Origin of the sequence: Fervidibacillus halotolerans, from assembly GCF_026547205.1 — a bacterium.
Lineage (GTDB): Bacteria > Bacillota > Bacilli > Bacillales > Caldibacillaceae > Fervidibacillus > Fervidibacillus halotolerans.
Window position 1 is genome coordinate 1,799,946 of the sequence record NZ_CP106877.1, and the last position, 22,245, is coordinate 1,822,190.

The window sequence follows — 22,245 nt, forward strand, 5'->3', positions numbered from 1 at the left end:
ATAATTCATTCATAACATGATAAACTAATTTTAAACGTATGAACGATGTTGCATCAATCGATCAAACCCCTTTAGATCAGAAAGGAGATGGGTGTATGAACCGAAGAAGACAGCTTTATTTTTTTGTGCAACATGAAAAACGATTAGAAAAGAAATTGGAAAACTTAAAAAAACTCGCAATTCAACATGACTTTACGATCGGTGAAAATCATAAAGATGCTAATATCATCGTCAGCGTTGGCAACGATGGAACCTTTCTTCAAGCAGTAAGAAAAACAGGATTTCGAAATGATTGTTTATATGTTGGAATCTCCACAGATAATCTTCCGAGTTTTTATTGCGACTTCCACATTGATGAACTGGATAAAATGGTTGAAGCGGCAACTACTGAACGAATAGAAGTTCGCAAATATCCGATCATTCAAGTGACTGTAAATGGGGAACATCCACCCTTTTATTGTTTAAATGAATGTACGATTCGTTCTTCCATCGTTAAAACCTTCGTCATCGATGTTTATGTGGACGATTATCTTTTTGAAACATTCCGGGGTGACGGAATGATTATTTCTACGCCTACAGGAAGTACCGGATACAATAAATCCGTTCGGGGCGCAGTTGTCGACCCACTGATTCCTTGTTTCCAAGTTAGTGAAATTGCTTCACTGAACAACAATCACTACCGTACGTTGGATTCCTCCTTCATTTTAAGTGGTGACCGAAAATTAACATTGAAAGTTGTACAAGATGGGAACGATTTCCCTTTACTTGCTATGGACAACGAAGCCCTCGGAATTAGCCATGTACAAAAATTAACCATTCAACTTTCAGACCGACGGATCAAAACGGTTAAACTGAAGGACAATTCCTTTTGGCATAAAGTACAAAGAACGTTTTTATAATTTTTCCTACGACGAAATCAATCGGATGTTTATACGTTTACATTTCGTAAAACGCCCATCCCCCTTTCAAAGGATTCTAGCTTAATAGCCGTTTCCCATACAATTTTACGAAAAAAAAGGGGGATGGTTTCATTTGAATGAAAAATTCATTTATCAAAGGACTTCCCTCTACATGGAAGCCTCTCCCTTCTGCCTTTTCTTATAAAGTGCTTTGATATTTGGGTATGTAAATATAATGAGCGCCAACCAAATAAAGGAAAAAGATGCAAACTGTACGGTTGAAAAGCTTTCGTGATATAAAAATACCCCTAATAGGAGCATAAGGGTCGGTGCGATATATTGTAAAATTCCGACGTAGTATAGTGGAATTCGCTGCACGCCTTTCGCGAAAAATAATAACGGTAAAAGGGTCGCTAATCCCGCACCAATTAATACAATATCAGTGAATAAGGATCCAGATAAAAAGGCGGATCTTCCTGTCAATTGCAAATATAAAAAGTAACCGAACGCAACAGGTACGACAAAAAACGTCTCAATCGCAAGTCCCGTTAAAGCATCCATTTGGACAAGTTTTTTTAATAAACCGTAAAAGCCAAAGGTGATCGCCAAGCCAAAAGCAATTAACGGAAAGGAACCGTGGGATACGGTTAAAATGATCACACCTATGCTTGCCAACAAAAAAGACAAGCTTTGGGTACGGTTTAATCGCTCCTTAAAAAAAATAACTCCAAAAAGGACGCTAACTAACGGATTCATATAATAACCGAGACTAGCATCGGTGACATGTCCAGCGTTAACCGCCCAAATATATACAAACCAATTCGTTGTAATGATCATAGAAGCGGTAAAAATGATGACCACTTGTTTTAAATCTTTTCTTAGCGAACGAATAGTATCCATAATTTGGTGCCGGCCATTTATTACTACAAGAAGGAGTATACTGAAAACAAAAGACCAAATAATTCGATGGGTCAATATTTCATCCGAAGATACGTGATCAATTAATTTCCAATAAATCGGTAAAAATCCCCATAAACAATATGCCAATACTGCATATATTACGCCAGCCTCTCGTTGCACTTCCTTCGCGGGAAAATGGCAAGCATTCCCCCACTCCCTCCCCTCATTATTCTCTTTCCCATTCCTCTACTTCGAAGATTTGTGATAAAAATACAATTTGGCCCATCTTTCCATCAGAAAAATAAACCCCTTAGAAAACGAAACGACTCTCTCTTTTCACTTTTACAAATCATCCAAATACGATAAACCGTTTTTAATAAAACGATTAATCATCATCGCCATATCATCTTTCGACACATCCATTCCATTTAATAACCAATCTTTAATTACATGAATCGCACCACTAATCACAAAAGTACTCAAATACTTCGATTCTAACTGATGATCAACTCCATCTAGCCAATGGTTCATCATAAACTGTTTTGCGACGGATTTTAATTTCGTTTCAAACCCGGATTCCCTATTTTTATTTAACAAAATTTGAAAGGTTTTTTGATTATCCTCAATATATTCTAATAATTTTACTGTCATTTTGTCTTCTTCCAACTTAAAACGTTCCAAATAAGAATGGAGATCCTTAATTATTTCCTCTTCAATTTTCGCCAAAAGGTCATATTGATCGGAAAAATGGGCGTAAAAGGTTGAACGGTTAATGTCTGCAAGCATGCAAATTTCCTTCACTGTTATGTTTGAAATCGGTTTGTTTTCCAATAATGTCATTAAACTTTGCTTTAATGCGTAACGTGTATATCGTTTTCGTCGATCTATTTTTTTTACCAACGGACATTCCCCCTTCCGTCCAATGTTTGGCAAATTTGTGACAATTCAACAAATATTGATTATTTGTTGGAATACCGACAGAAATTATAAAACTGTATGTTGTTTTTCCAACACTGTGTTCATATAATATTAAAAGATAAAGGAATAAATGGCAAGAGGGGAGTGAGGAGGATCGACATATCAAAATTTGTCCTTAAATATAGAAGAGGAATTGTCACAATCTTTTTTCTTCTCGCCATCATTGGTTTAATTGCCCAATCGACAGTAAACGTAAACTATAACCTCGTGGATTATTTACCGGATGATTCACCCTCGACCATTGCCATGGACATCGCTGAAGAGCAGTTTAAAGATCCTGTACCGAATGCAAAGGTTATGATTCAAGATGTTTCATTGGTTGAAGCAATTCATTATAAAAGACAGTTGGAAGGGATTGACGGAGTTTCGCAGGTGATTTGGCTAGATGATGTTATGGATATTAAAATCCCTATTGAAATGGCCGATCAAAATATCGTCCAATCCTACTATCGGGATCGAAATGCTCTCATCTCTTTACGAATGGAACAAGGAAAGGAAGCGAAAATTTTAGATGAAATTTACGACTTAATTGGTGAGGAAAATGCGATAGTAGGTGAAGCGGTAAATACGGCTCTGTCACAAAAAATGGCCTTTCAAGAGACGATGTTTGCTACAGCACTAATCATCCCCATAATCATCTTGATTTTGCTTTTATCAACCAACTCTTGGATCGAACCATTATTTTTTTTAACCGCTATTGGCATATCGATCTTAATTAATCTCGGGACAAATGTATTTACCGGAGAAATTTCATTTATTACCCAATCTGTTGCTCCTATTTTACAATTGGCGGTATCCCTCGATTATGCGATTTTTTTATTACACAGTTTTTCCAAATATCGAAGGGACGAATCCGATCCGGAAAAAGCGATGAAGCTAGCGATGAAGGATTCCTTCCCGGCCATTATAGCAAGTGCATCAACGACGTTTTTCGGTTTTTTCGCCTTAACCTTTATGGATTTTAAAATAGGGGCCGATCTCGGTCTGAATCTTGTCAAGGGCATTTTCTTCAGTTTTATCAGTGTCATCTTCTTTTTACCGGCTTTCACTTTAACATTTTACCGATGGATTGACCGAACGAAGCATCGTACGTTCATACCTGATTTTCATAAATTAGGAAAAAAGGTATTAACATTCGGGAAACCCCTATCCATTTTCCTTTTGATTCTTATAATCCCCGCTTTTTTAGCTCAAAGTAAGACGACATTTTTATATGGAATCAATGATCAACCAGAATATACACGGGCTGGAAGAGACCAAATGGAAATGGAAAAAATCTTCGGAAAGCAAACACCTATTGTATTATTGGTAGCAAAGGGAAATATCGTAAAGGAAGAAGAACTCGTCCAAAAAATAGAAGCGTTTCCGTATGTAACCGATGTGGATGCATTTGTACAAACGGTCAGCCCAGTCATACCTGCCGATTTCATTGATGAAAACATCTTCAAGCATTATTATTCCGATCATTTCACTCGAATGATAATCCAAACGAATACTGATGTGGAAGGAAAGGAAACCTTTTCTTTTTTAGACGATTTAAAAAAAACGATCAATACCTTTTATGACGACTGGTACATGCTTGGCGAAAGTGCATCTTTATATGACATCAAACATACGGTGGAAAGGGATAATCGAGTCGTTAATGTTTTAACGGTTGTTACCATTGGGATTGTTTTACTACTCACATTCCGCTCGATTTCCATTCCGGTCATCCTACTTATAACGATTCAATCAGCCGTTTGGTTCAATTTGGCCATTCCATATTTAATGAATACGTCATTTGTGTATCTCGGTTATTTATTAATCAATACGATACAACTTGCCGCCACAGTCGATTACGGAATATTATTTACGGAAACGTATAAAAAACTAAGGATTAAAATGTCTGCAAAACGGGCAGCCATTCGCACCATTAACGAGAAAATCATGGCCATTTTTATCTCGACTTCGATTTTATCCACCGTCGGATTTATTTTAAGGCTAACTTCTTCAAATCCGATTGTATCTTCAGTTGGTTTACTCATCGGTCGGGGGGCATTACTATCCTTTACAATGGTCGTCTTTGTTTTACCCACATTTTTAATTCTTTTTGATCGCATAATCGAAAAAACAACGCTCAAAACAACATTTTATAAGGAGTCGTGAGGATGGGATGAAACGTATATTTACCATTGTATTTATTAGTATTTTTATCATTCCAAGCCTTTTTGCCTCAGCAAACAACAACACATCATCAAAGGCGAAGGAAGACGAACAATTCGGTCGTTTTTCAGAAAAAGAGGAAGTAGTCTACGTCACCCTAAATGAAAAAGGGGATCAAACTGGGATGTATATAGTCAATCGATTCGTCATCGATCGTCCTGGAATAATTATTGATTATGGACCGTATACTCAACTTGAAAATTTAACAGACTTACAAAAGATGGAACAAAATGGAGACGAAATTACCTTTTCAGCAAGTGAAGATCTTTTTTATTACAAAGGGACTGTAGATCATTTGCCCTTGCCTTGGGACTTCGATTTCACCTATCAATTGAATGGTGAGAATGGATCACCGAAAGAATTATTAGGAAAAGATGGGTCATTTAAAATGGAAATCACTATCCGGAAAAATGATAATGCCATGGAAGGTTTTTTTGAAAATTACATGCTACAAATATCCATAGCCTTTCATTCGGGAAAATTTAAAAATCTTAAAGCCGATGAAGGGATTATCGCAAATGTCGGAGAGAACAAACAAGTTCGTTTTACGGTGATGCCTGGAAATGAAAAACAATTGACAATTACAGCCGATGTGGAAAAGTTTCAAATGGGACAGATTGAAATAACTGCCCTTCCTTCCTCTATAGCGATCGACAAACCCGATTCATCCCATATGAAACAAGAATTTACGTCCCTTTCCAACGCAACGTTCGATCTTTATAACGGGATTGCTTCCTTTCATCAAAGTCTCGGGCAATTTTTGGATGGATTCACCAACTTAACGGAAGGTTCTAGCCAATATCAAAGTGGGATGGAAAGGCTGGATGAAGGTTCCCAACAGTTGGTCGATGGGGGAGATTCCATTCTTTCCGCGTTGGAGACATTAAATTCCACTTCATTTCCTTCAAATGAACAAAAATACGAAAACATCCAATTACTACATCAAGCAATTGTGAACATAGAAGAAGGTTTAACGTCAACAATGGATGAATTAGCAAATGTTAAAGAGGGGTACGATCAAGCTTACCAATCGCTCGATACAGCCCTTCGTTCCTTACCGGATACACAAATTTCGGATGCGGATATTCAAAAATTATATGCAAGTAATGCCGACCCCTCCATTATCCATCAGCTGATCGAAAACTACCATGCTTCCGTATCCGTAAAAGAAGCCTACTTTACGAGCCAACCATCATTTCAAATGTTATCTGACAGTTTAGACAACCTTATCGCTTTCTTACAAGGAATGCAGTTCCAATTGCAACAGATCGCCGATGAACTAAATCATTTGGTACAATCCATGCCAACAAAAGACAAAACGAAACAATTACAAGAAGCCCTTCAATCTTTAACAGATACGTTCAAATCCTTCCAAATCGGAGTCAAAGGGTATGTAGCAAATATCCACAATTTAACGAAGGAATACGAAAATATTCATCTAGGAATGAGGCAATTTGCGAAAGGAAAGAACAACGTATTGGAAGGTTCTCAGAAATTACAAAAAGGCGCAATGGCCCTCCACCATGCTACAAAAGATTTGCCAAATGAAGTGGATGAAGAAATTCAAAAGCTATTTTTGGAATACGATAAATCAGACTATAAACCGGTTTCCTTCGCATCTAAAAAAAATACATCCGTCTCTTCCGTCCAATTTGTGATAAAAACAGAGGAATAGGGGCGGGTACTTTCACCCGCCCCTTAAGCCAGCTATATATGAATGTTATTGACCTTGTCCATTTAACTGTTGTTGTGCCATTTGCACAAGGCGTTTCGTAATTTCCCCTCCGACAGAACCATTTGCACGGGAGGTTGTTTCCGGTCCTAATTGAACACCGAATTCTTGAGCGATTTCCGTTTTCATTTGATCAATCGCTTGTTGAACACCTGGAACTAAAAGTTGATTCGAGTTCGAGTTTCGTGCCATCTTATTCACCTCCTTGTGCCCATAGATTATGCATATTTAGGGCAATCATACATCTTCAAAGGAGGTAAATGTTAGTAAGGAGGGGAAAGATATACATATTTTGACTTACCCAATCCACCGATACTTATACATAGTAAAAAAGAGCACGAAAATCGTTAAAACAAGTTTTCAAATAACGATTGCTCCGGTTCCTTTCCCGCTTCAATTTCCAATGTTTCAACACCTTTTACCGCTTTTTCAATCAAGCGTTCATAATCTTCCCTCTCCTCAAATGCTTCCGCCCTATCCAGTTTCGGTTTCGTGATCGGCTGAGCCGGTGTAAAGATCGTACAACAATCTTCATACGGTCGATTGGAAATTTCTAGCGTTTCAATTTCCTCAGCAATTTTAATAATTTCATTTTTGTCCATAGCAATTAACGGACGCAATACTGGTGTGTTTGTTACTTCATTAATTGTAAACATACTTTCTAACGTTTGGCTTGCAACTTGTCCTAAACTTTCTCCAGTAACAATGGCGAGGGCCTTTTGTTTTTTCCGAAGTTCATCGGTAATTCGCAACATCATCCGTCGCGTTATAGTCATCGTATAATTTTCCGGCACGCTTTGTTGAATCGTCTGCTGAATTTCGGTAAACGGAACGATATGAAGGGTAAAACGACCACTAATTTCCGCTAATTTCTTCGCTAAATCGACGACTTTTTCCTTTGACCGAACACTTGTAAAAGGAGGACTATAAAAATGAACACCTTCAATTTCCAATCCCCGCTTCATCGAGACGTAACCTGCAACCGGACTATCGATTCCACCAGATAGCATAAGCATCGCCTTTCCAGCGGAATTAACGGGCATGCCACCAGCACCTTTGATAACTTCACAAGTTAAATATACAGCGTCTCTACGCACTTCCACCCGGAGTTCCAAATCAGGATGATGAACATCTACAGATAAACCGTTTATATGTTTTAACAAATGTCCACCAATTAACCGGTTTAACTCATCGGAAGTGTATGGATAATCTTTATCTGCCCGCTTGGCCGATACTTTAAACGTTTTATTTTCCGCATGTAATTTTTCAAAAAGTTCCCGGGTACTTTCTTTTACGCTATTCAAATCCTTGTCCACTTTCAAAACAGGAGAAAAGGATTGGATACCGAACACTTTTTTCAATTTATTTCCAATTGGTTCCCAATCTTCTCCGTTTAATACAATATAGGCCCTGTCCCGATTCGCTTTAATTTTAATTTTTTCATAATCGCGTAAAATATAACGGAGATGGTCGCGTAACTTATCAACAAAAAATTGACGATTTTTTCCTTTTGTAGAAATTTCTCCATAACGGATTAAAATTTGATCGTATATCATATGGATCCCCTCATCACTGGTAATAATTTTTCAATACTCGATTTAATCACTTTTACCGCTCTTTCTGCCTCTTGAATTGTATTTTCATAACTTAAACTAATCCGAATACTCGATTCGGCTCTTTTTTGATCAACCCCCATGGCCAGTAATGTTTTACTCGGCTCATTTCGTTTCGAAGAACAGGCACTTGTCGTCGAAACGTACAACTGTTTTTCACTAAATGTATTGACGAGCACTTCCGCCTTAAACCCTTCCACAGAAAAATTTAAAATATGTGGGGCAATATGCATTTCTGGGGTGTTGATGGTCGTTTGGTCGATTTTTATCAACTCATGACGCAAATAATCTCGGATTTTTTCCATTTCATGTCGTTTTTGATTAAAATCTTCGAAAGCGAGGCGCAATGCTTTTGCCATCGCCACAATTCCCGGGACATTTTCCGTACCACTCCGGAGTCCTTTTTCTTGATTCCCACCATGAAGGAGTGGCGTTAATTTCACCCCTTCTCGAACATATAGTGCACCCGTTCCTTTTAATCCATGGAACTTGTGGGCGGATATAGTCGCCAAATCGATTTGGCTTTTATGAAAATCAATTGGAACCTTACCAATCCCTTGTACAACGTCTACATGGAATAAAATTTTCGGATAGTTTTGTAATAACGAGCCGATTTCTTCAATAGGCTGAATGACACCAATTTCATTATTTACATGCATGATTGAAACGAGAATTGTATCGTCTCGAATCGCCTTTTTTAAATCATCTAAATGAATTCTTCCATTTTCGTCTACAGGTAAATACGTAATGTCAAAACCATCTTTTTTTAAGTATTCACAGGCGTTCTCGACAGAAGGATGTTCAATTTTTGTCGTGATTAAATGTTTGCCCCGATTTCGAAATTGATTGGCAACTCCTTTAATCGCTAAATTATTACTTTCCGTCCCACCTGATGTAAAATATATTTCCGACTCCCCTACATTAAGTAAAGAAGCGATCTGCCTTCTTGCTTGGGCTAATAATTTTTCAGTTTGTAATCCAAAGGAATGAACTGAAGAAGGATTCCCGTAATAAATGGATGCCACTTTGTGAAATGTATCCAACACCTCTTCGTTCGGTTTCGTAGTCGCACTGTTGTCAAAATAGATCATGATCGATCGCTCCCCCCTTCATGATTCTCGCTCATCTTCTTGTCAAAAAATTGTCCCGACGACTATATTAGTTAGAATGTGGGATTAGGTATGCAACGATTTTGTCCTGAAGATGTTTTAACCAATTTCATTCTAGGCTAAAAGTCAGATGCATAAAAAAGTCCAAAAAAAGGATATCACATGAAGTGATATTCCTTAAATAAAATGATCGATCAACTGCTTCGATTATTTATCTCCGTTGATTTCCTCATTTATAATCGCCTCAATTTTTTTCAAAGCACCTGGCTCAACGGACTCAACGGCAGAAGCTGCCTCTTCCAACGCCTGCCCATAGTCATAACGACGGAAGGCATCTTCGGCTGATAACAATTGTTTATGGATTTCAGGATGTTGACTACGGTATCTATTCCCATATTGAATAATTTTTTCAATGAAAAAGACGTTTTCGACCATTTCATTTACTTGTTGATGAAGTTGATTTACTACTTCTTCCGCCTTTTTCAATGTTTGTTGAACAGCAGTCATAACGAGCGGTTTTTTCTCCAACTGTACAAAACAATCTTCCACGGATTCCGTCGCTTCAAGGAACAAGGTTTCAATATGGAGCGGTATGCCTGGCACATTGCTTCTAGAGATGAGTCGTTTCGTTTCCTGAACGAGATATTTCAGTTCTTTAATTTTTTCCCGTGCATCGATTTCATCTTTACGCAATGTTTGCAACTTTTCCTTAAATTTCTGTTGCTCTTTTTCAATTTCTTCCAATTCACCGATGATTCCTTCTAATTTTTCCCTTATGGCGGAGTAAGCAGATTTCGGTTGAGCCTCTCCAGATAAAATGGCAATTGTTTTTTTCATCGTTAACAGCCGTTCTTCCAACTGTTTCGTCAAATTTTCATCTGCATCCGATAAATGATAGGCTGATTTTACATCCGTCACTTCCTCCTGTAAAGAGCGCGTTTCCTCAATCAATTGATCGATTCGTTTGACAGTCGGTTCCTCATTTTTTTGTATAAATTGTTTCGAATGTACTTCCGCTTCTAGTAAATCATACATTAAGTTCAAGCTATCTTTAATATCTTCAATTCCGGAAGAACATTCATCTACTTCCGTCTTTTCAATCAATTCCTGATAATGATTCAATTGTTTCTCAATTTTTGCCAATTCCTTGTCCAAACCAATATGTTCTAAATAATACCCTTCCTTTTCCATCTCTGAAATGCCGTCTTTAATTTCCTTTAATTGGGAAGGGATATTATGTTCACAATCATTGATTAGTAAGGGAATCATCTCCATTTTCTTTTCGATATTTTGTAATTTCTCTTTCGTATCGAGAAGAATTTCCCTAGCCGTTAAATAATTCCCTTGTTCCGACTCCTTTTGATACATTTCGAATTGGTCGCTAACATAGCTAAGCAACCGTTCCAAGTGGCTAGCAGATTTGCCAAAAACATGACGATGGGCGAGAAGATTTTTCTTTAACAATTTAAACGTGTCTTGCAAGTCGAGAAAATCTTGTCGATTTTGGGCTTCGCTCTCGATAATTTTATTTAATTCTTTGATCATTTCATCGATTTTCGTTTCCGCTTTTTTTAATGTATCTTCAATTTGAACAAATGTATCCTTTGCTTTTTTAAAGCGAAACTTTTCGACATATTCCTCCGCATCGAAAAGCAATTCTTCCACTTCAGGTAAATCGACGGTTACAACTTCATCCCAAGTTTTTCTCCAACGTTCAAAATATTGTTCCGTTTCCCCAGACATATTCAACTGCTTAATCTTCGTTACTTCATCCAAAACCGGACGATTCATCACTTCAATTTTCCATGATTCTAACTGATCGATTTCCGAAAAAAATTTCCGTTTGACAAAAAAACTAATACCTAAAAGAATAATTGCGCCCAAAATAGTTCCGATAATATATTTCATAGTCAGCTTCTGCCCCCTGTTTCTAAACCCGCTTCCTAATCCGTTGAAAAGGTTGTAAAAAAAGATATCCAATGCTTTAATAATACCATGAGTATGGCAATTTTTGAGAGGTATTTTTTATTTTTTTCTTTATTTCCTATCTTTCATCCACAGAAAGGATCGACAATTTGACGATCCATTGCTAAAATGAAACGAAAATAAGGAAGGAGAAGATTCCCATGTCAAACAATTTTTCGATTGCTCCTACGAAAAGGGAAACTTATTCGTTAATCATTAAACAATTAAAATCGTTAGTAGAAGGTGAACCGAATAAAATCGCCAATTTAAGTAACGCCAGTGCTTTATTAAACCAATTTTTAGATCGAATCAACTGGGTCGGATTTTATTTGTTAGAAGATCAACAACTCGTACTCGGTCCATTCCAAGGTTTGCCCGCCTGCGTTAGGATTCCGATTGGAAAAGGGGTATGCGGTACGGCTGCGAAGAGAAAAGAACCGATCATCGTTCCTGATGTTCATGACTTTCCTGGCCATATTGCTTGTGATGCTAACAGTCGGTCGGAAATCGTTATTCCGATGATAAAAAATGGAGAGCTAATTGGCGTTTTGGACATCGATAGTCCGAAAAAAAATCGGTTTGATGAAGAAGATCAAAAATATTTGGTGGAATTTACGGAAGTTCTTTTACAATATATCAATTGAAATGGACTGGAAAGGGAAAAGAGAAAGAACCGAGTTTATCCGTAAGCCATAGCTCGGTTTTTCCCCCGATTTTTCGCCATATACAGGGCTTCATCGGCCCGTTTAAAAAGTTTTAACGGGTGATCCTTCCGTTCCTTTGTCCAATAGGATACACCACAAGATATCGTCACTCTAGGGCTCGTTTCCATTTCTGTTAAAATCACAATTCTCTCCGCTAACATTAACGCATATTTTAAACTTTGATTTGGCAAATAAATGACGATTTCCTCTCCGCCCCATCTTGCGGCAATCCCATCAGATTGGAGCGTCTTCATAATGATGTTCGCAATCTGTTTTAATACTTCATCGCCCACTTGATGCCCATATGTGTCATTCACGGATTTAAAATCATCAATATCAATTAATAAAAAAGCACCGCACTTATCATTTTCCATGGATTGTTTCAACTGCTCATCCAAATAATTTCGACTATACAATTTCGTTAAATAATCCGTAATAACGAGCCGCTCCAGTTCTTCCCGGAAAAGGGCATTCGATAAGGCAAGGGAAGTATGTTGGGTGATGGATTGATACAACCTAAAAGAATCGAAAGAAAAATAGTACGGATTTTTATGTAAACAAATTGCAAATCCGTTAATTTTTCCTTCCCGACGCAGTGGTTCGACCATTACGGAATCAAACGGAAAGTTTTTCACATGATTTGTTTGGATAAAGTTCCCGATGAACAGTGAATCTTTCGACGTTTGGAAATATTCCTCGACAAAGGAAAGAAATGCCTTAGATTCCTTTTGAAAAAAATAATTTGTACTCCCAGGCAAAACGATGAATTCTTTCTGTTTTTTTAAAACGAATCCGACTTCATGGGAGTCAAAGGATTCCTTTATTTCCTTGACGATATAATTCACGATTTCCGATAGATGTAAATTTGAATTTAATTGTTGGGAAACTTTCATCACCAGTCGTAATTCTTCAATTAATTTTTTAGACTGTTGGTATAAATGAGCATTTTCAATTGCATTACTAGCCGTTTGAGCGAGAATCGAGATGAATTTTATATCCGGATGGCCAATGATAATGGATTGGTTCGCCGTAATTTGTAGCACTCCATATATGCCTTGTTTTCCTTTCATCGGAAAATACAAAATGCTTCGTTTCTTCTTCCGATCATCTTCCATCCGAAACTCCCCGCTTAAAAATGCATCCATTAACGCCGAATTTTGTTCCGTGTAATCTAAATATTGAATAGGAAGGCGATTATTATCACTATTAAAATTTGCAAGCAATAATTGGTACGAAAAAGAAGGATACATTTCCTTTAATGACTGGATGACTTCTTCCAGAACCTTTTCCATATCCATTGAAGAATAAAATTCATTCGTTACCCGCTGCAATTTTTGATAACGTCTTTTTTCACTGAGAGTGCCCAATAACTCAATGATTCCTAATAATATTTGGCAAAGGGCGTTTGATAAGCTTTTCCAAAAACGATTTGAATAATGACGTTCTCTCACTTGATCATAAGAAAATAACATCATTCCAAATTCTACACCATTATCTTCTTTTAAAAGCAATCCTTTATTACAACGGTCCGTATGTATAGGTAAATCAACAATGTACTGATTTTTTTCAACATCAGATTGTCCACTTTCCTCATGATTGATAATCGATAAAGAGTTCGTTACATAGGAAATGAAAACGTGTTGGTATTTTTTTAGAAAATCTTTATATACAAAAAAACGGACACATTTGATTGATAGCTCCGTACGGATAATATCCATTAAACTTTGAATATGTTCTTCTAATGTCATTTGATCATCATGAATATGAAATCGATCAAACATACGATTCTTAATTTTTAAAATAATATATTCTTCATTATAGTTCATTCAAGCATCACCTATTTGTTGCAAAAATGGAAAGAAGATGTTCAGTACCTACTCACTTACAACGACCTTTACATCATTTTCCAAAAGAAGCAGCCATAGACTACGATCCACTGTCAAAGGACAAACAGATACAACTTGATCATCTGGTTCCACCTTAAAACGAATCGGATGCCCTCCTGTGGATACAATGATCGTCTTTTCCTCGTCGATTTGAAAGGGTACACCTTCAGACGTCCCTTCTTTCCGATAATGAGTGTCCCGCTTCTCTTCTTTCAGTTGTTCATTAAAAAAATGCCAATTTTCTTGCATTTCCACCCATACACCCGTATTTTCCTTATCCCCTATTAAACTTTCTGGAGCTTTTGGTAATTGACGGGACGCGATGGCAGTAAATCGGTTTTTGTCCGTTCGATCTATTGTATACGTAATTAACCAATGACTCCCATCGTCTGAGCGGTATAAAATCACTTTAGGCGGATCCTTTCGATTTTCAGAAATATGGGTAACCACTACCTTCCAATCGTCTGCCTCTCCCACCGCTCGTTGTCTAAATGAAAAGGCAGCTACAACGAGAAAAATCGCAAAGAAAATAATGGCATAACGAACAATGTTTTCTTTTTTTGACAAGGAAATCACTCTACATCTTTTTAATTTCTTTTATTATAGCATAGGATGATTAAAAAATAGTATATGAAAGAAGTGAATACCCATTTTTCCCACTTAAATAAGATCAGGTAGTTTTTTCAATTTAGCGGGTACATTGAATGATTTAATTAAGTTTGTCAACCAATCGTCTAGAGATTGTAAACAATTCCTAAATGTTAATCTTGACGAAAGGGTAAGAATTTCATATAATGAACTTTGTGTAAAATATGGCAGCCTATGTTTACATGTTTATTCGTTCATTTTGTTACTCTTAAAAAAGAGTTGTACCGTGTAACCCTCTGCTGCTAGGGCGAAGGTGCAGGACAACAAAATGGCGATATACGTTGTGAACAACTGTTTTTATTTTACCAAATAAAAACAATAAAGGAGGAGCTATTTCATGGCTCGTTATACAGGTCCAAGCTGGAAAATTTCCCGCCGCCTCGGCATTTCTTTGAGCGGTACAGGTAAAGAGTTAGAAAGACGTCCGTATGCACCGGGACAACACGGTCCTAACCAACGAAAAAAATTATCTGAATACGGTTTGCAATTGCAAGAAAAACAAAAATTGCGTCATATGTACGGTTTGAACGAACGTCAATTCCGTAACACGTTCGTAAAAGCTGGAAAAATGAAAGGTGTTCACGGCGAAAACTTTATGGTCCTTTTGGAATCTCGCCTGGACAACCTCGTTTACCGTATGGGATTGACTCGTACTCGCCGTCAAGCTCGCCAACTTGTGAACCACGGACATATTTTAGTGGACGGTCGTCGCGTTAACATCCCATCGTACCTTGTAAAACCGGGACAAACGATCGGTGTACGAGAAAAATCTCGTAATTTAGAAATTATTAAAGAAGCAATGGAATTAAATAACTTCATCCCGGATTATTTATCTTTCGATGCGGACAAAATGGAAGGAACGTACACTCGTTTACCTGAACGTGCCGAACTTCCGGCGGAAATCAACGAGTCCTTAATCGTTGAGTTTTACTCTCGTTAATCAAATCATATCGTTTAACAATGTATTAAAAACCCTAGAGCCTTTATATACGAAGGCTTTAGGGTTTTTCTTTATGCTCATGATTTTTATTGAACTAAAGAATTCATAGATGAAAACAAATTATTTTTACTTTTCCACCCTAAAGATGCGATCTCCAGTAGGAAAAAGTTCTCTTTTCTTTTTCCTAAACAAATATCCTCCCTTAACAATCGTTTTAAAACCTTGACAAAACCTTTGTATACCAATAATAATGAAAGTAATTTGAAAGGGAGCCTTGACCTTTCTCACCATTGAAAAAATTGATGGCTCATTCTAGGAGGCTACAATTTGGAACAAAAACCTATAACCCTAAAGGAGTTAAAAGAAGCCGAACGGGAATCGAGAAAACAATTGATCTTAACGGCTACGCTCAATCTTTTTGGCAAAAAACAAATATCGGAAGTAAGTATACGGGATATCGCAAAGGAAGCGGGGATTTCACCGGCTTTAATATACCGCCACTTTCACGACAGGGACGAGTTGTTTTTAGAAGCATTTTTATTGAAAAGTGAAGAGATGATTACCGCCTTTGATTCTATTATTTCGAAAAGAAGAAATGTTTCGATTGAAGAAATTGGTAAGGAATTTATTCACTTTCTGCTCAACAATCCCCTATTCTTTAAGATGATGTCTTATTTTATGCTCGATTATTCATTGAGGGAAGAGCATTTGGATAAGTTTAATACGACGATTCGAGAGTTGTTAGCGATTTTTGACAAAGGATTCGAGGAAAATGGATTAAAAGAAAACATCCGCCTCCATTCCCATGCCTTTTTTTCGTCCCTTAATGGCGTGATGATCACATTTTATAATTATCCGGGAAGAAGTGAAGAAGAAATACGAAATCATATCGAACGATTAGCTTCGTTGATTGGAAAATTGTTTGTACAAGCGACAAAATAGGCAACTCTTTTTTCAATGGAAAAGAGAGCTGCCTATCACTTTATACACACATCCCGATACGTTCTGAAAACTACTGGCTTATTGGAAAAAAATTTGTTATTCTTCATCTATAGTTCTACTTTCTCTATCCAGCAGATAACAAATGGACACATCAGGGATATCCGATTGTTAATGAACTGCTTTTTTTGTTTTTAATACATGTTTTAACACTTTCCCGGATGCATTTCTCGGTAATTGACTTATAAATTCAACGTCTTTTACACATTTATACGAAGCTAAATGTTTTTTACATAGTTGGATGATATCCTCCTCTTTTAATGGAGACGACTTACTTTTGACAACAAAGGCTTTCGGAACCTCTCCCCATTTTTCATCTGGTACACCGACCACAGCTACTTCTACCACATCTGGATGAGAAGCAATGACGTTTTCTAGTTCAGAGGAATAAATATTTTCCCCACCGCTAATAATCATATCTTTTAAACGATCGATGACATAGATAAATCCTTCTTCATCGATTTTACCGATATCCCCGGAACGATAGTCCCCTTCATTTAACACTTTCTTTGTCTCTTCTTCATTTTTCCAATATCCTTTAAAAACTTGTGGACCTGAACATACGATTTCGCCAATTTTATTTGGAGGCAATGGTTCATTGGTGGCGGGATCCACAATTTTTACGTTTCCGTGGAAGACCATCTTTCCCATCGATCGAATTTTATCTTGTCCCATAATCTTCTTCCAAAAGGACACAGCCCCCGTATATTCTGTAATTCCATATACTTGCTGAATGGGAATTCCCAATTGATCATACGCCCGAATTAATGATTCAGGCACTGGTGAAGCCCCACATGTAATATTTCTTAATGATTTATAATTCATTTTTTCTTTATCAAACACCTTTAACATATATTGCAACATAACAGGAACGGTCATCATCGTCGTAATTTTTTCTTCGTCAATCGTTTTCCAAACAGCTATTGGGTCAAAATCTGCCATTAACACGACGGTGCTTCCTGTATGCACATTTGTAATGATCGGAGCGAACCCACCGATATGGAAAAAGGGTGCTACCGATAAAAATCGATCACCGAACCACCAATCGATTGTATGGGACATGCCGAGAGATGCAGCAAGTAAGTTCGTATGGGTAATCATTGCTCCTTTAGGCTTTCCCGTCGTACCAGAAGTATACATAATTAGAATCGTATCATCCCCCTTTGAAACGGGAGTGACTTCTGCGGTAGGAAACGGTTCGATGTATGCATCAAATCGTTCATCTCCTGCTTCCACAGTTTTCAATGGAACATGTTGTAAAACTTCTTTTATTTTTTCTTCAAATTCCACATCATGGACGAGAAGAGTCGGTTCAGCATTTTGTAAAATATAGATGATTTCGCTCGTTTGTAATCGCCAATTGATCGGTACTGTAATCACACCTAATTTTGCAGCACCAAAAAAGGCGGTAATAAAGTCTTCATGGTTTTTACATAACAATGCTATTCGATCACCAGTTTGTATGTTTTCCTGTTGCAAAAAATGGGCAAATTGATTGACCCGTTGATTCATTTCCGAAAAGGAATATCTTTTCCTACCAACATACCCCTCCGTCTTCGGTGATAAATACGCCCGATGCGTCATTAATTCTCCAATGTTTACATTTAACATCTCCCATCCACCTTTCTAAATTCGTTAATTATCCTTTATTAAATTGATATTTTGGCACAATCGGTGCATCTCCAACTTCTTTCCACGCTTGCTCTTGATATGTGAAAAACAAATCATCACAAAACCGGTCCCATTCTCTTGCTTGCTGAATGGATTCTTCATTCGGTTCTGTGGATAAATCAATTCTTTGTAAACGTTCCATTTTTTCAACGAATGTTGCCACAATCGATGGATCTACCCCTTTTAATAAATCCGATATGAATTGGGTCGGTTCATACCAGCTGGATGCACGGGAAAGATCCCGATGAATTTGAGCAAGTAACACATTTCTCGGTCCCTCCCAAAGCTCATTGACCATCGCATCCCGAAACAATCGGGGTAGTGAAGTAAAGTCTTCAATGACTCCATTTCCACCAAATATAGAGATGGCCGTACGGATCGTATCAACCGTATCCTTTGCCGCTTTAATCTTTTGTAATAAAATGAGTTCTCGTAAAATAAATTGTTGCCGTCGTTCCGCTTCCGTTAGTTTTTTCATATGCCAATGTTGTTGTTGAAAAAACATATGATAGATTTTAAATAAAGCTGCCGTCGTTCTTTTGGCCGTAGATTCGATTTCTTTTAATTGGGCTTTCGCAAGCGGGAATTCCTCGATTTTTCTACCGAACACTTCCCGAAATTGACTATATTGTAAAGCCTCCCGAACAGCTCTTAACATAAATGCACTACTTGCTGAACCGATATCTAATCTCGACTTCGTTAAAACAATCCCAACTGCGATCGCGACTCCTTTTTCCATCGGTCCGATTTGATATGCTTTCGCGCCTTCAAAGGTAAGTTCTGCAGATGGTAACTCGCTCGTACCAAGTTTCCACTTTAACCGATTAATGACGTAATTGTTTCTTTCCTTTCGATCCCGATTTTTCCAAAGTGGAACAACGAAAGTCGCCACATGTTCTGTGTTATCCACTCGTGCAGTAACGACTGCATAATCCGCATGGATCGCTGAGCAAAAAAATTTTGTCCCGTAAAGACGATAATGGTCACCAACCGGCACTGCCTTCAATACATTTGCTGGAATGTTGGAGCCTCCTTGAATTTCCGTCATAAATTGGGCGCCGATCCCGTAATCCCCATCGATTCCTTCCGTACAATGCAATAAGATTTCTTTTAGTTCATCGTTTAATTCATGTTCAAACTTCCGTAATAAATCGACGAGACCGTCTGTGCAAGCAACCGGGCACATCATCCCTGCTTCCCCATTATGATGAAATAAAAACCGCTTCAACACTTGTTCCCATTCCGACGTTTCCTTTGAAAAAAGTGCTTCACCAAAGATAATTTTTTCCATTTCTTTTTGTTCATTGGGGCGAACAATTCGGTCAACACGGTGGTTGTACGCATCGAAATGTTCAATTCTCGGATGATGTTCCTCCTTTGCCATTTCGTTCGTCACTTTTCGAAGTTGAATAGAGGTCGTATTTGAAAGTGCTTTCATTTTTTCGTAAAGAACATCCCACTCATCCTTCACGTAAAACTGCACCACTTTTTGTAAAAATTCATTATCAAGAAAATCGTTATAACGGTCACGGATCATTAGAAACTCATCAAAGGAATACGGATTGACCGTTTCTTTTTCCATATATATCTTCCTTTCCTTTAACTTTAGTAATTTTATGATATATTAGAATTTTATGATTGTCAACATTGTTTTTTATAGTAAACAATGTTTACACTAGGATGAAACATGCCGATGTAAAGTTACATCGGTGAAAAAAGCTGAATCACAGTCAACACTTATTTTACGAAGTGCCCATATTTAAAATCACTAAAATTGATAGAAAAAATTTAACAAATGTTATACAGGCTTTTACATGTATAAACGTTATATTAAACAACCCATTTTAGAAATTATAGTTATTTTAATCAAGTTTTTAGAAATTGAACATAGCCGATTTTATAAACATAGAAATTATCTTTTCGCATCTTTTGAAGAAAAAACTTATTTATTTTTATAGTTGATCATTAATTCAATCCACTCTTCTTTCGTATTACAATTGATTAGCTTTTGTACAATCGACTTATTTTCGATAATCGATATCAATATTTCAAACATTCGATCCAAATCAGAATCTGGATCCTTCCGAATATTTAATAAACAAACAAATTGAACCATTTGCTGCTCGTGCCATGGAATTGGATTTTTTAACGTACAAATCGTCCAAAATGTTTCTTTCGTAACGGGTGTAATTGGATGGGGAACGGCGACAAGGTTTCCAAAACTTGTCGGTGCAATGGATTCCCGTTCTAAGACAAGATCAACATAATTTTCTGGTACAAGCTTTTCTTTCGCTAGTTGTTCATATAAAAAATGAATAACTTCTTCCCTACTTTTCAGCGATTGTTTTAAAAAAATTCTTGACGGATGCAAATAATTATGAATTTCATTTTGATGTTCGGTTAAAAGCATTTGAATCATTTGAACATCCTTTTCTTCTAAAAACGTATTGACAACTTGAACGGGGATACTTATATTTTCTTTGATTGGAATTGTGCTAATTATGAAATCGACATCCGATAAATCATAAGATGATAAATTGTAGTAATTGATTATATCAATTACATCCAATTCTTGCTCGAACCTATTTTTTAATCGGTAAGAAAGTAATTTTGCACTTCCGACTCCTGATGCACAAACAACCAATACTTTTTTCATTTTCTTTTTGTTCAGTTTCATCCGCTCAAGAGAAACACCGATATGAAGGGCAATATAGGCAATTTCATCTTCAACAACTTCAATCCCTAAATATTCTTCAATACATTTGCTCGCAATTACAGCTCCTTCAAAGGCGGTCGGATATTTTTTCTTAATATCGTTTCGTAACGGATTTCGAATATTCATTTTGTATCGGAGACGATTCATCGCCGGGCGGATGTGTAAAAGTAACGCTTGAATAAACTCACGATCTTCTGTTAAATCCCAATTCAATTCAGACTTTAATTTTTCCAGCATACAGTTGACAATCGTTCCTGCCTCATCAAATTTACTAAATTCGACTAGTTCCTTCTTATGTAACAGTTTCGTTCCTAGTAAATGGACGATAATGTACTTGATTTCTTCATCAGGGAATTTTAAATCAGTCAAATTTTCCACTTCTTGGATCATTTCAGTAGCAACGATTTTTTCAAAAGGATAATCATCTTCATCAACTTGAATCATCTCTTCGATAACAAATCCTTTTTCAATTCTTTTACAAGCAATAGCAATATGCGTTGCTAAATTTTCTAACGAAATATCGGAAATTTCAATTTTATATTTATTTACTTTTTGGATAATAATTTCTTTAATTTTTGAAAATAAGCTTGGATCGATTAGATGTAAAGATTCTTCTTTTAAAAAGACTTCTTGCTCTCGTTCTAATAACAAGTTTGATAAACAAAGACGTTTCATATATTCATCCCCTACTACTTTTGAACCATAGTGGGGACGATTGATTAATTTTAATTGATATTGTTCAAGATACTCCTTCACAATTTTTAAATCGTTTTGTAAAGTGGACATGGAAACGAACATCTCATCCGCAAATTGTTCTAGTTTAATGAAATCTTTTTCTAAAATTAAACGTTTTAAAATATATAAAACCCTCGTATTTTTATCTATAAAATCACCAGCTAATGGATTTTCCTCTGAAGCAAGCTGATGGAGATAATCAGAAAATTGCTTTTGATTGGTAATATTGAGTATATATCCTTTTCCTCTTATCGATTCAATAAAAAAGCCATGTTCATCCTTATCCTTCTGCAATAACTTTATTTCATTTCGAATAGTCCGATCACTAACCCCTATTTCTTTTGCTAACCAACTTGAAGTAACTGGTTCCTTTGATTTGGATAAAGCCAGTAATATTTCATGTTGCCGTTTTGCTTGAATCGACATTATTTTCACATCCTTTAAGTACTATGATTTTTATAAGAAGGAGCTGTTTTTCAAAGTGAAAGTAAGAAAAAATGGAGTTAAGAAGCCAACTCCATTTTCCAAAAATATACTCAATAGTTTAA

At 36.8% G+C, this 22,245-nt stretch carries 17 protein-coding genes; 6 read left to right on the top strand and 11 right to left on the bottom strand.

Features of this window, described 5'->3' with window-relative positions:
• Positions 1-95: 95 nt before the first annotated feature.
• On the top strand, positions 96-899 hold the full coding sequence (locus OE105_RS08650; protein ID WP_275419805.1) for an NAD kinase: 804 nt from the start codon (positions 96-98) through the stop codon (positions 897-899).
• Positions 900-1,067: 168 nt separating this feature from the next.
• Here the strand turns inward: OE105_RS08650 and rarD are convergent, their stop codons facing one another.
• Positions 1,068-1,979: an EamA family transporter RarD gene (gene rarD / locus OE105_RS08655; RefSeq protein WP_275419806.1), complete on the bottom strand. Its 912-nt coding sequence runs from the start codon at positions 1,977-1,979 to the stop codon at positions 1,068-1,070.
• Positions 1,980-2,141: 162 nt separating this feature from the next.
• Positions 2,142-2,699, bottom strand: coding sequence for a TetR/AcrR family transcriptional regulator (locus OE105_RS08660; RefSeq protein ID WP_275419807.1), 558 nt, complete (start codon positions 2,697-2,699; stop codon positions 2,142-2,144).
• Positions 2,700-3,023: 324 nt separating this feature from the next.
• Here OE105_RS08660 and OE105_RS08665 point away from each other — a divergent pair, with 324 nt between their 5' ends.
• Both OE105_RS08665 and OE105_RS08670 read left to right on the top strand, forming a co-directional pair.
• Complete coding sequence (locus OE105_RS08665) at positions 3,024-4,922, top strand: efflux RND transporter permease subunit (protein WP_275422145.1); 1,899 nt, start codon at positions 3,024-3,026, stop codon at positions 4,920-4,922.
• 7 nt (positions 4,923-4,929) lie between these two features.
• Positions 4,930-6,654, top strand: a complete 1,725-nt coding sequence (locus tag OE105_RS08670; protein ID WP_275419808.1) for a hypothetical protein — start codon at positions 4,930-4,932, stop codon at positions 6,652-6,654.
• Positions 6,655-6,699: 45 nt separating this feature from the next.
• Here OE105_RS08670 and OE105_RS08675 read toward each other — a convergent pair whose 3' ends face one another.
• From OE105_RS08675 to ezrA, 4 genes are all read right to left on the bottom strand, one after another.
• A complete protein-coding gene (locus OE105_RS08675) occupies positions 6,700-6,903 on the bottom strand; it encodes an alpha/beta-type small acid-soluble spore protein (protein ID WP_275419810.1) in 204 nt (67 codons plus the stop codon).
• Positions 6,904-7,058: 155 nt separating this feature from the next.
• Positions 7,059-8,267 carry a tRNA uracil 4-sulfurtransferase ThiI gene (thiI, locus tag OE105_RS08680; RefSeq protein WP_275419811.1) on the bottom strand — a complete coding sequence of 403 codons (1,209 nt, stop codon included), beginning with the start codon at positions 8,265-8,267 and terminating at the stop codon, positions 7,059-7,061.
• Positions 8,264-9,415 carry a cysteine desulfurase family protein gene (locus OE105_RS08685; RefSeq protein WP_275419812.1) on the bottom strand — a complete coding sequence of 384 codons (1,152 nt, stop codon included), beginning with the start codon at positions 9,413-9,415 and terminating at the stop codon, positions 8,264-8,266. Before OE105_RS08685 ends, thiI begins: the two co-directional genes overlap by 4 nt.
• A gap of 225 nt (positions 9,416-9,640) precedes the next feature.
• The gene (ezrA, locus tag OE105_RS08690) at positions 9,641-11,341 is read right to left on the bottom strand and encodes a septation ring formation regulator EzrA (RefSeq protein ID WP_275419813.1); all 1,701 of its coding nucleotides are present in this window, start codon (positions 11,339-11,341) and stop codon (positions 9,641-9,643) included.
• A gap of 218 nt (positions 11,342-11,559) precedes the next feature.
• Between ezrA and OE105_RS08695 the strand changes: the two genes are divergently transcribed.
• Positions 11,560-12,042: a GAF domain-containing protein gene (locus OE105_RS08695; protein WP_275419814.1), complete on the top strand. Its 483-nt coding sequence runs from the start codon at positions 11,560-11,562 to the stop codon at positions 12,040-12,042.
• 35 nt (positions 12,043-12,077) lie between these two features.
• On the opposite strand, the gene OE105_RS08700 is transcribed toward OE105_RS08695, so the two are convergent.
• Together OE105_RS08700 and OE105_RS08705 are read right to left on the bottom strand one after the other, a co-directional pair.
• Positions 12,078-13,928 (bottom strand): sensor domain-containing diguanylate cyclase, encoded by a 1,851-nt coding sequence (locus OE105_RS08700; protein ID WP_275419815.1) that lies wholly within the window; start codon positions 13,926-13,928, stop codon positions 12,078-12,080.
• 48 nt (positions 13,929-13,976) lie between these two features.
• Positions 13,977-14,555 carry a hypothetical protein gene (locus OE105_RS08705; protein WP_275419816.1) on the bottom strand — a complete coding sequence of 193 codons (579 nt, stop codon included), beginning with the start codon at positions 14,553-14,555 and terminating at the stop codon, positions 13,977-13,979.
• A 418-nt stretch (positions 14,556-14,973) separates the two neighbouring features.
• On the opposite strand from OE105_RS08705, the gene rpsD reads away from it, so the two are divergent.
• Positions 14,974-15,576 carry a 30S ribosomal protein S4 gene (gene rpsD, locus OE105_RS08710; RefSeq protein WP_275419817.1) on the top strand — a complete coding sequence of 201 codons (603 nt, stop codon included), beginning with the start codon at positions 14,974-14,976 and terminating at the stop codon, positions 15,574-15,576.
• A gap of 327 nt (positions 15,577-15,903) precedes the next feature.
• The gene (locus tag OE105_RS08715; protein ID WP_275419818.1) at positions 15,904-16,518 is read left to right on the top strand and encodes a TetR/AcrR family transcriptional regulator; all 615 of its coding nucleotides are present in this window, start codon (positions 15,904-15,906) and stop codon (positions 16,516-16,518) included.
• 168 nt (positions 16,519-16,686) lie between these two features.
• On the opposite strand, the gene OE105_RS08720 is transcribed toward OE105_RS08715, so the two are convergent.
• The 3 genes from OE105_RS08720 to OE105_RS08730 all read right to left on the bottom strand — a co-directional run bounded on the left by OE105_RS08720 (position 16,687) and on the right by OE105_RS08730 (position 22,123).
• Positions 16,687-18,186 carry a class I adenylate-forming enzyme family protein gene (locus tag OE105_RS08720; RefSeq protein WP_275419819.1) on the bottom strand — a complete coding sequence of 500 codons (1,500 nt, stop codon included), beginning with the start codon at positions 18,184-18,186 and terminating at the stop codon, positions 16,687-16,689.
• Positions 18,187-18,214: 28 nt separating this feature from the next.
• On the bottom strand, positions 18,215-19,828 hold the full coding sequence (locus OE105_RS08725) for an acyl-CoA dehydrogenase family protein (RefSeq protein WP_275419820.1): 1,614 nt from the start codon (positions 19,826-19,828) through the stop codon (positions 18,215-18,217).
• A 360-nt stretch (positions 19,829-20,188) separates the two neighbouring features.
• On the bottom strand, positions 20,189-22,123 hold the full coding sequence (locus OE105_RS08730; protein ID WP_275419821.1) for a BglG family transcription antiterminator: 1,935 nt from the start codon (positions 22,121-22,123) through the stop codon (positions 20,189-20,191).
• Between the last annotated feature and the right edge of the window lie 122 nt (positions 22,124-22,245).

Coding starts and splice junctions, on each gene's coding strand:
- OE105_RS08650 (WP_275419805.1), top strand. CDS start 96: ATGAACCGAAGAAGACAGCTTTATTTTTTTGTGCAACATGAAAAACGA.
- OE105_RS08665 (WP_275422145.1), top strand. CDS start 3,024: ATGGACATCGCTGAAGAGCAGTTTAAAGATCCTGTACCGAATGCAAAG.
- OE105_RS08670 (WP_275419808.1), top strand. CDS start 4,930: ATGAAACGTATATTTACCATTGTATTTATTAGTATTTTTATCATTCCA.
- OE105_RS08675 (WP_275419810.1), bottom strand. CDS start 6,903: ATGGCACGAAACTCGAACTCGAATCAACTTTTAGTTCCAGGTGTTCAA.
- thiI (WP_275419811.1), bottom strand. CDS start 8,267: ATGATATACGATCAAATTTTAATCCGTTATGGAGAAATTTCTACAAAA.
- OE105_RS08685 (WP_275419812.1), bottom strand. CDS start 9,415: ATGATCTATTTTGACAACAGTGCGACTACGAAACCGAACGAAGAGGTG.
- ezrA (WP_275419813.1), bottom strand. CDS start 11,341: ATGAAATATATTATCGGAACTATTTTGGGCGCAATTATTCTTTTAGGT.
- OE105_RS08695 (WP_275419814.1), top strand. CDS start 11,560: ATGTCAAACAATTTTTCGATTGCTCCTACGAAAAGGGAAACTTATTCG.
- OE105_RS08700 (WP_275419815.1), bottom strand. CDS start 13,928: ATGAACTATAATGAAGAATATATTATTTTAAAAATTAAGAATCGTATG.
- rpsD (WP_275419817.1), top strand. CDS start 14,974: ATGGCTCGTTATACAGGTCCAAGCTGGAAAATTTCCCGCCGCCTCGGC.
- OE105_RS08720 (WP_275419819.1), bottom strand. CDS start 18,186: ATGTTAAATGTAAACATTGGAGAATTAATGACGCATCGGGCGTATTTA.
- OE105_RS08725 (WP_275419820.1), bottom strand. CDS start 19,828: ATGGAAAAAGAAACGGTCAATCCGTATTCCTTTGATGAGTTTCTAATG.
- OE105_RS08730 (WP_275419821.1), bottom strand. CDS start 22,123: ATGTCGATTCAAGCAAAACGGCAACATGAAATATTACTGGCTTTATCC.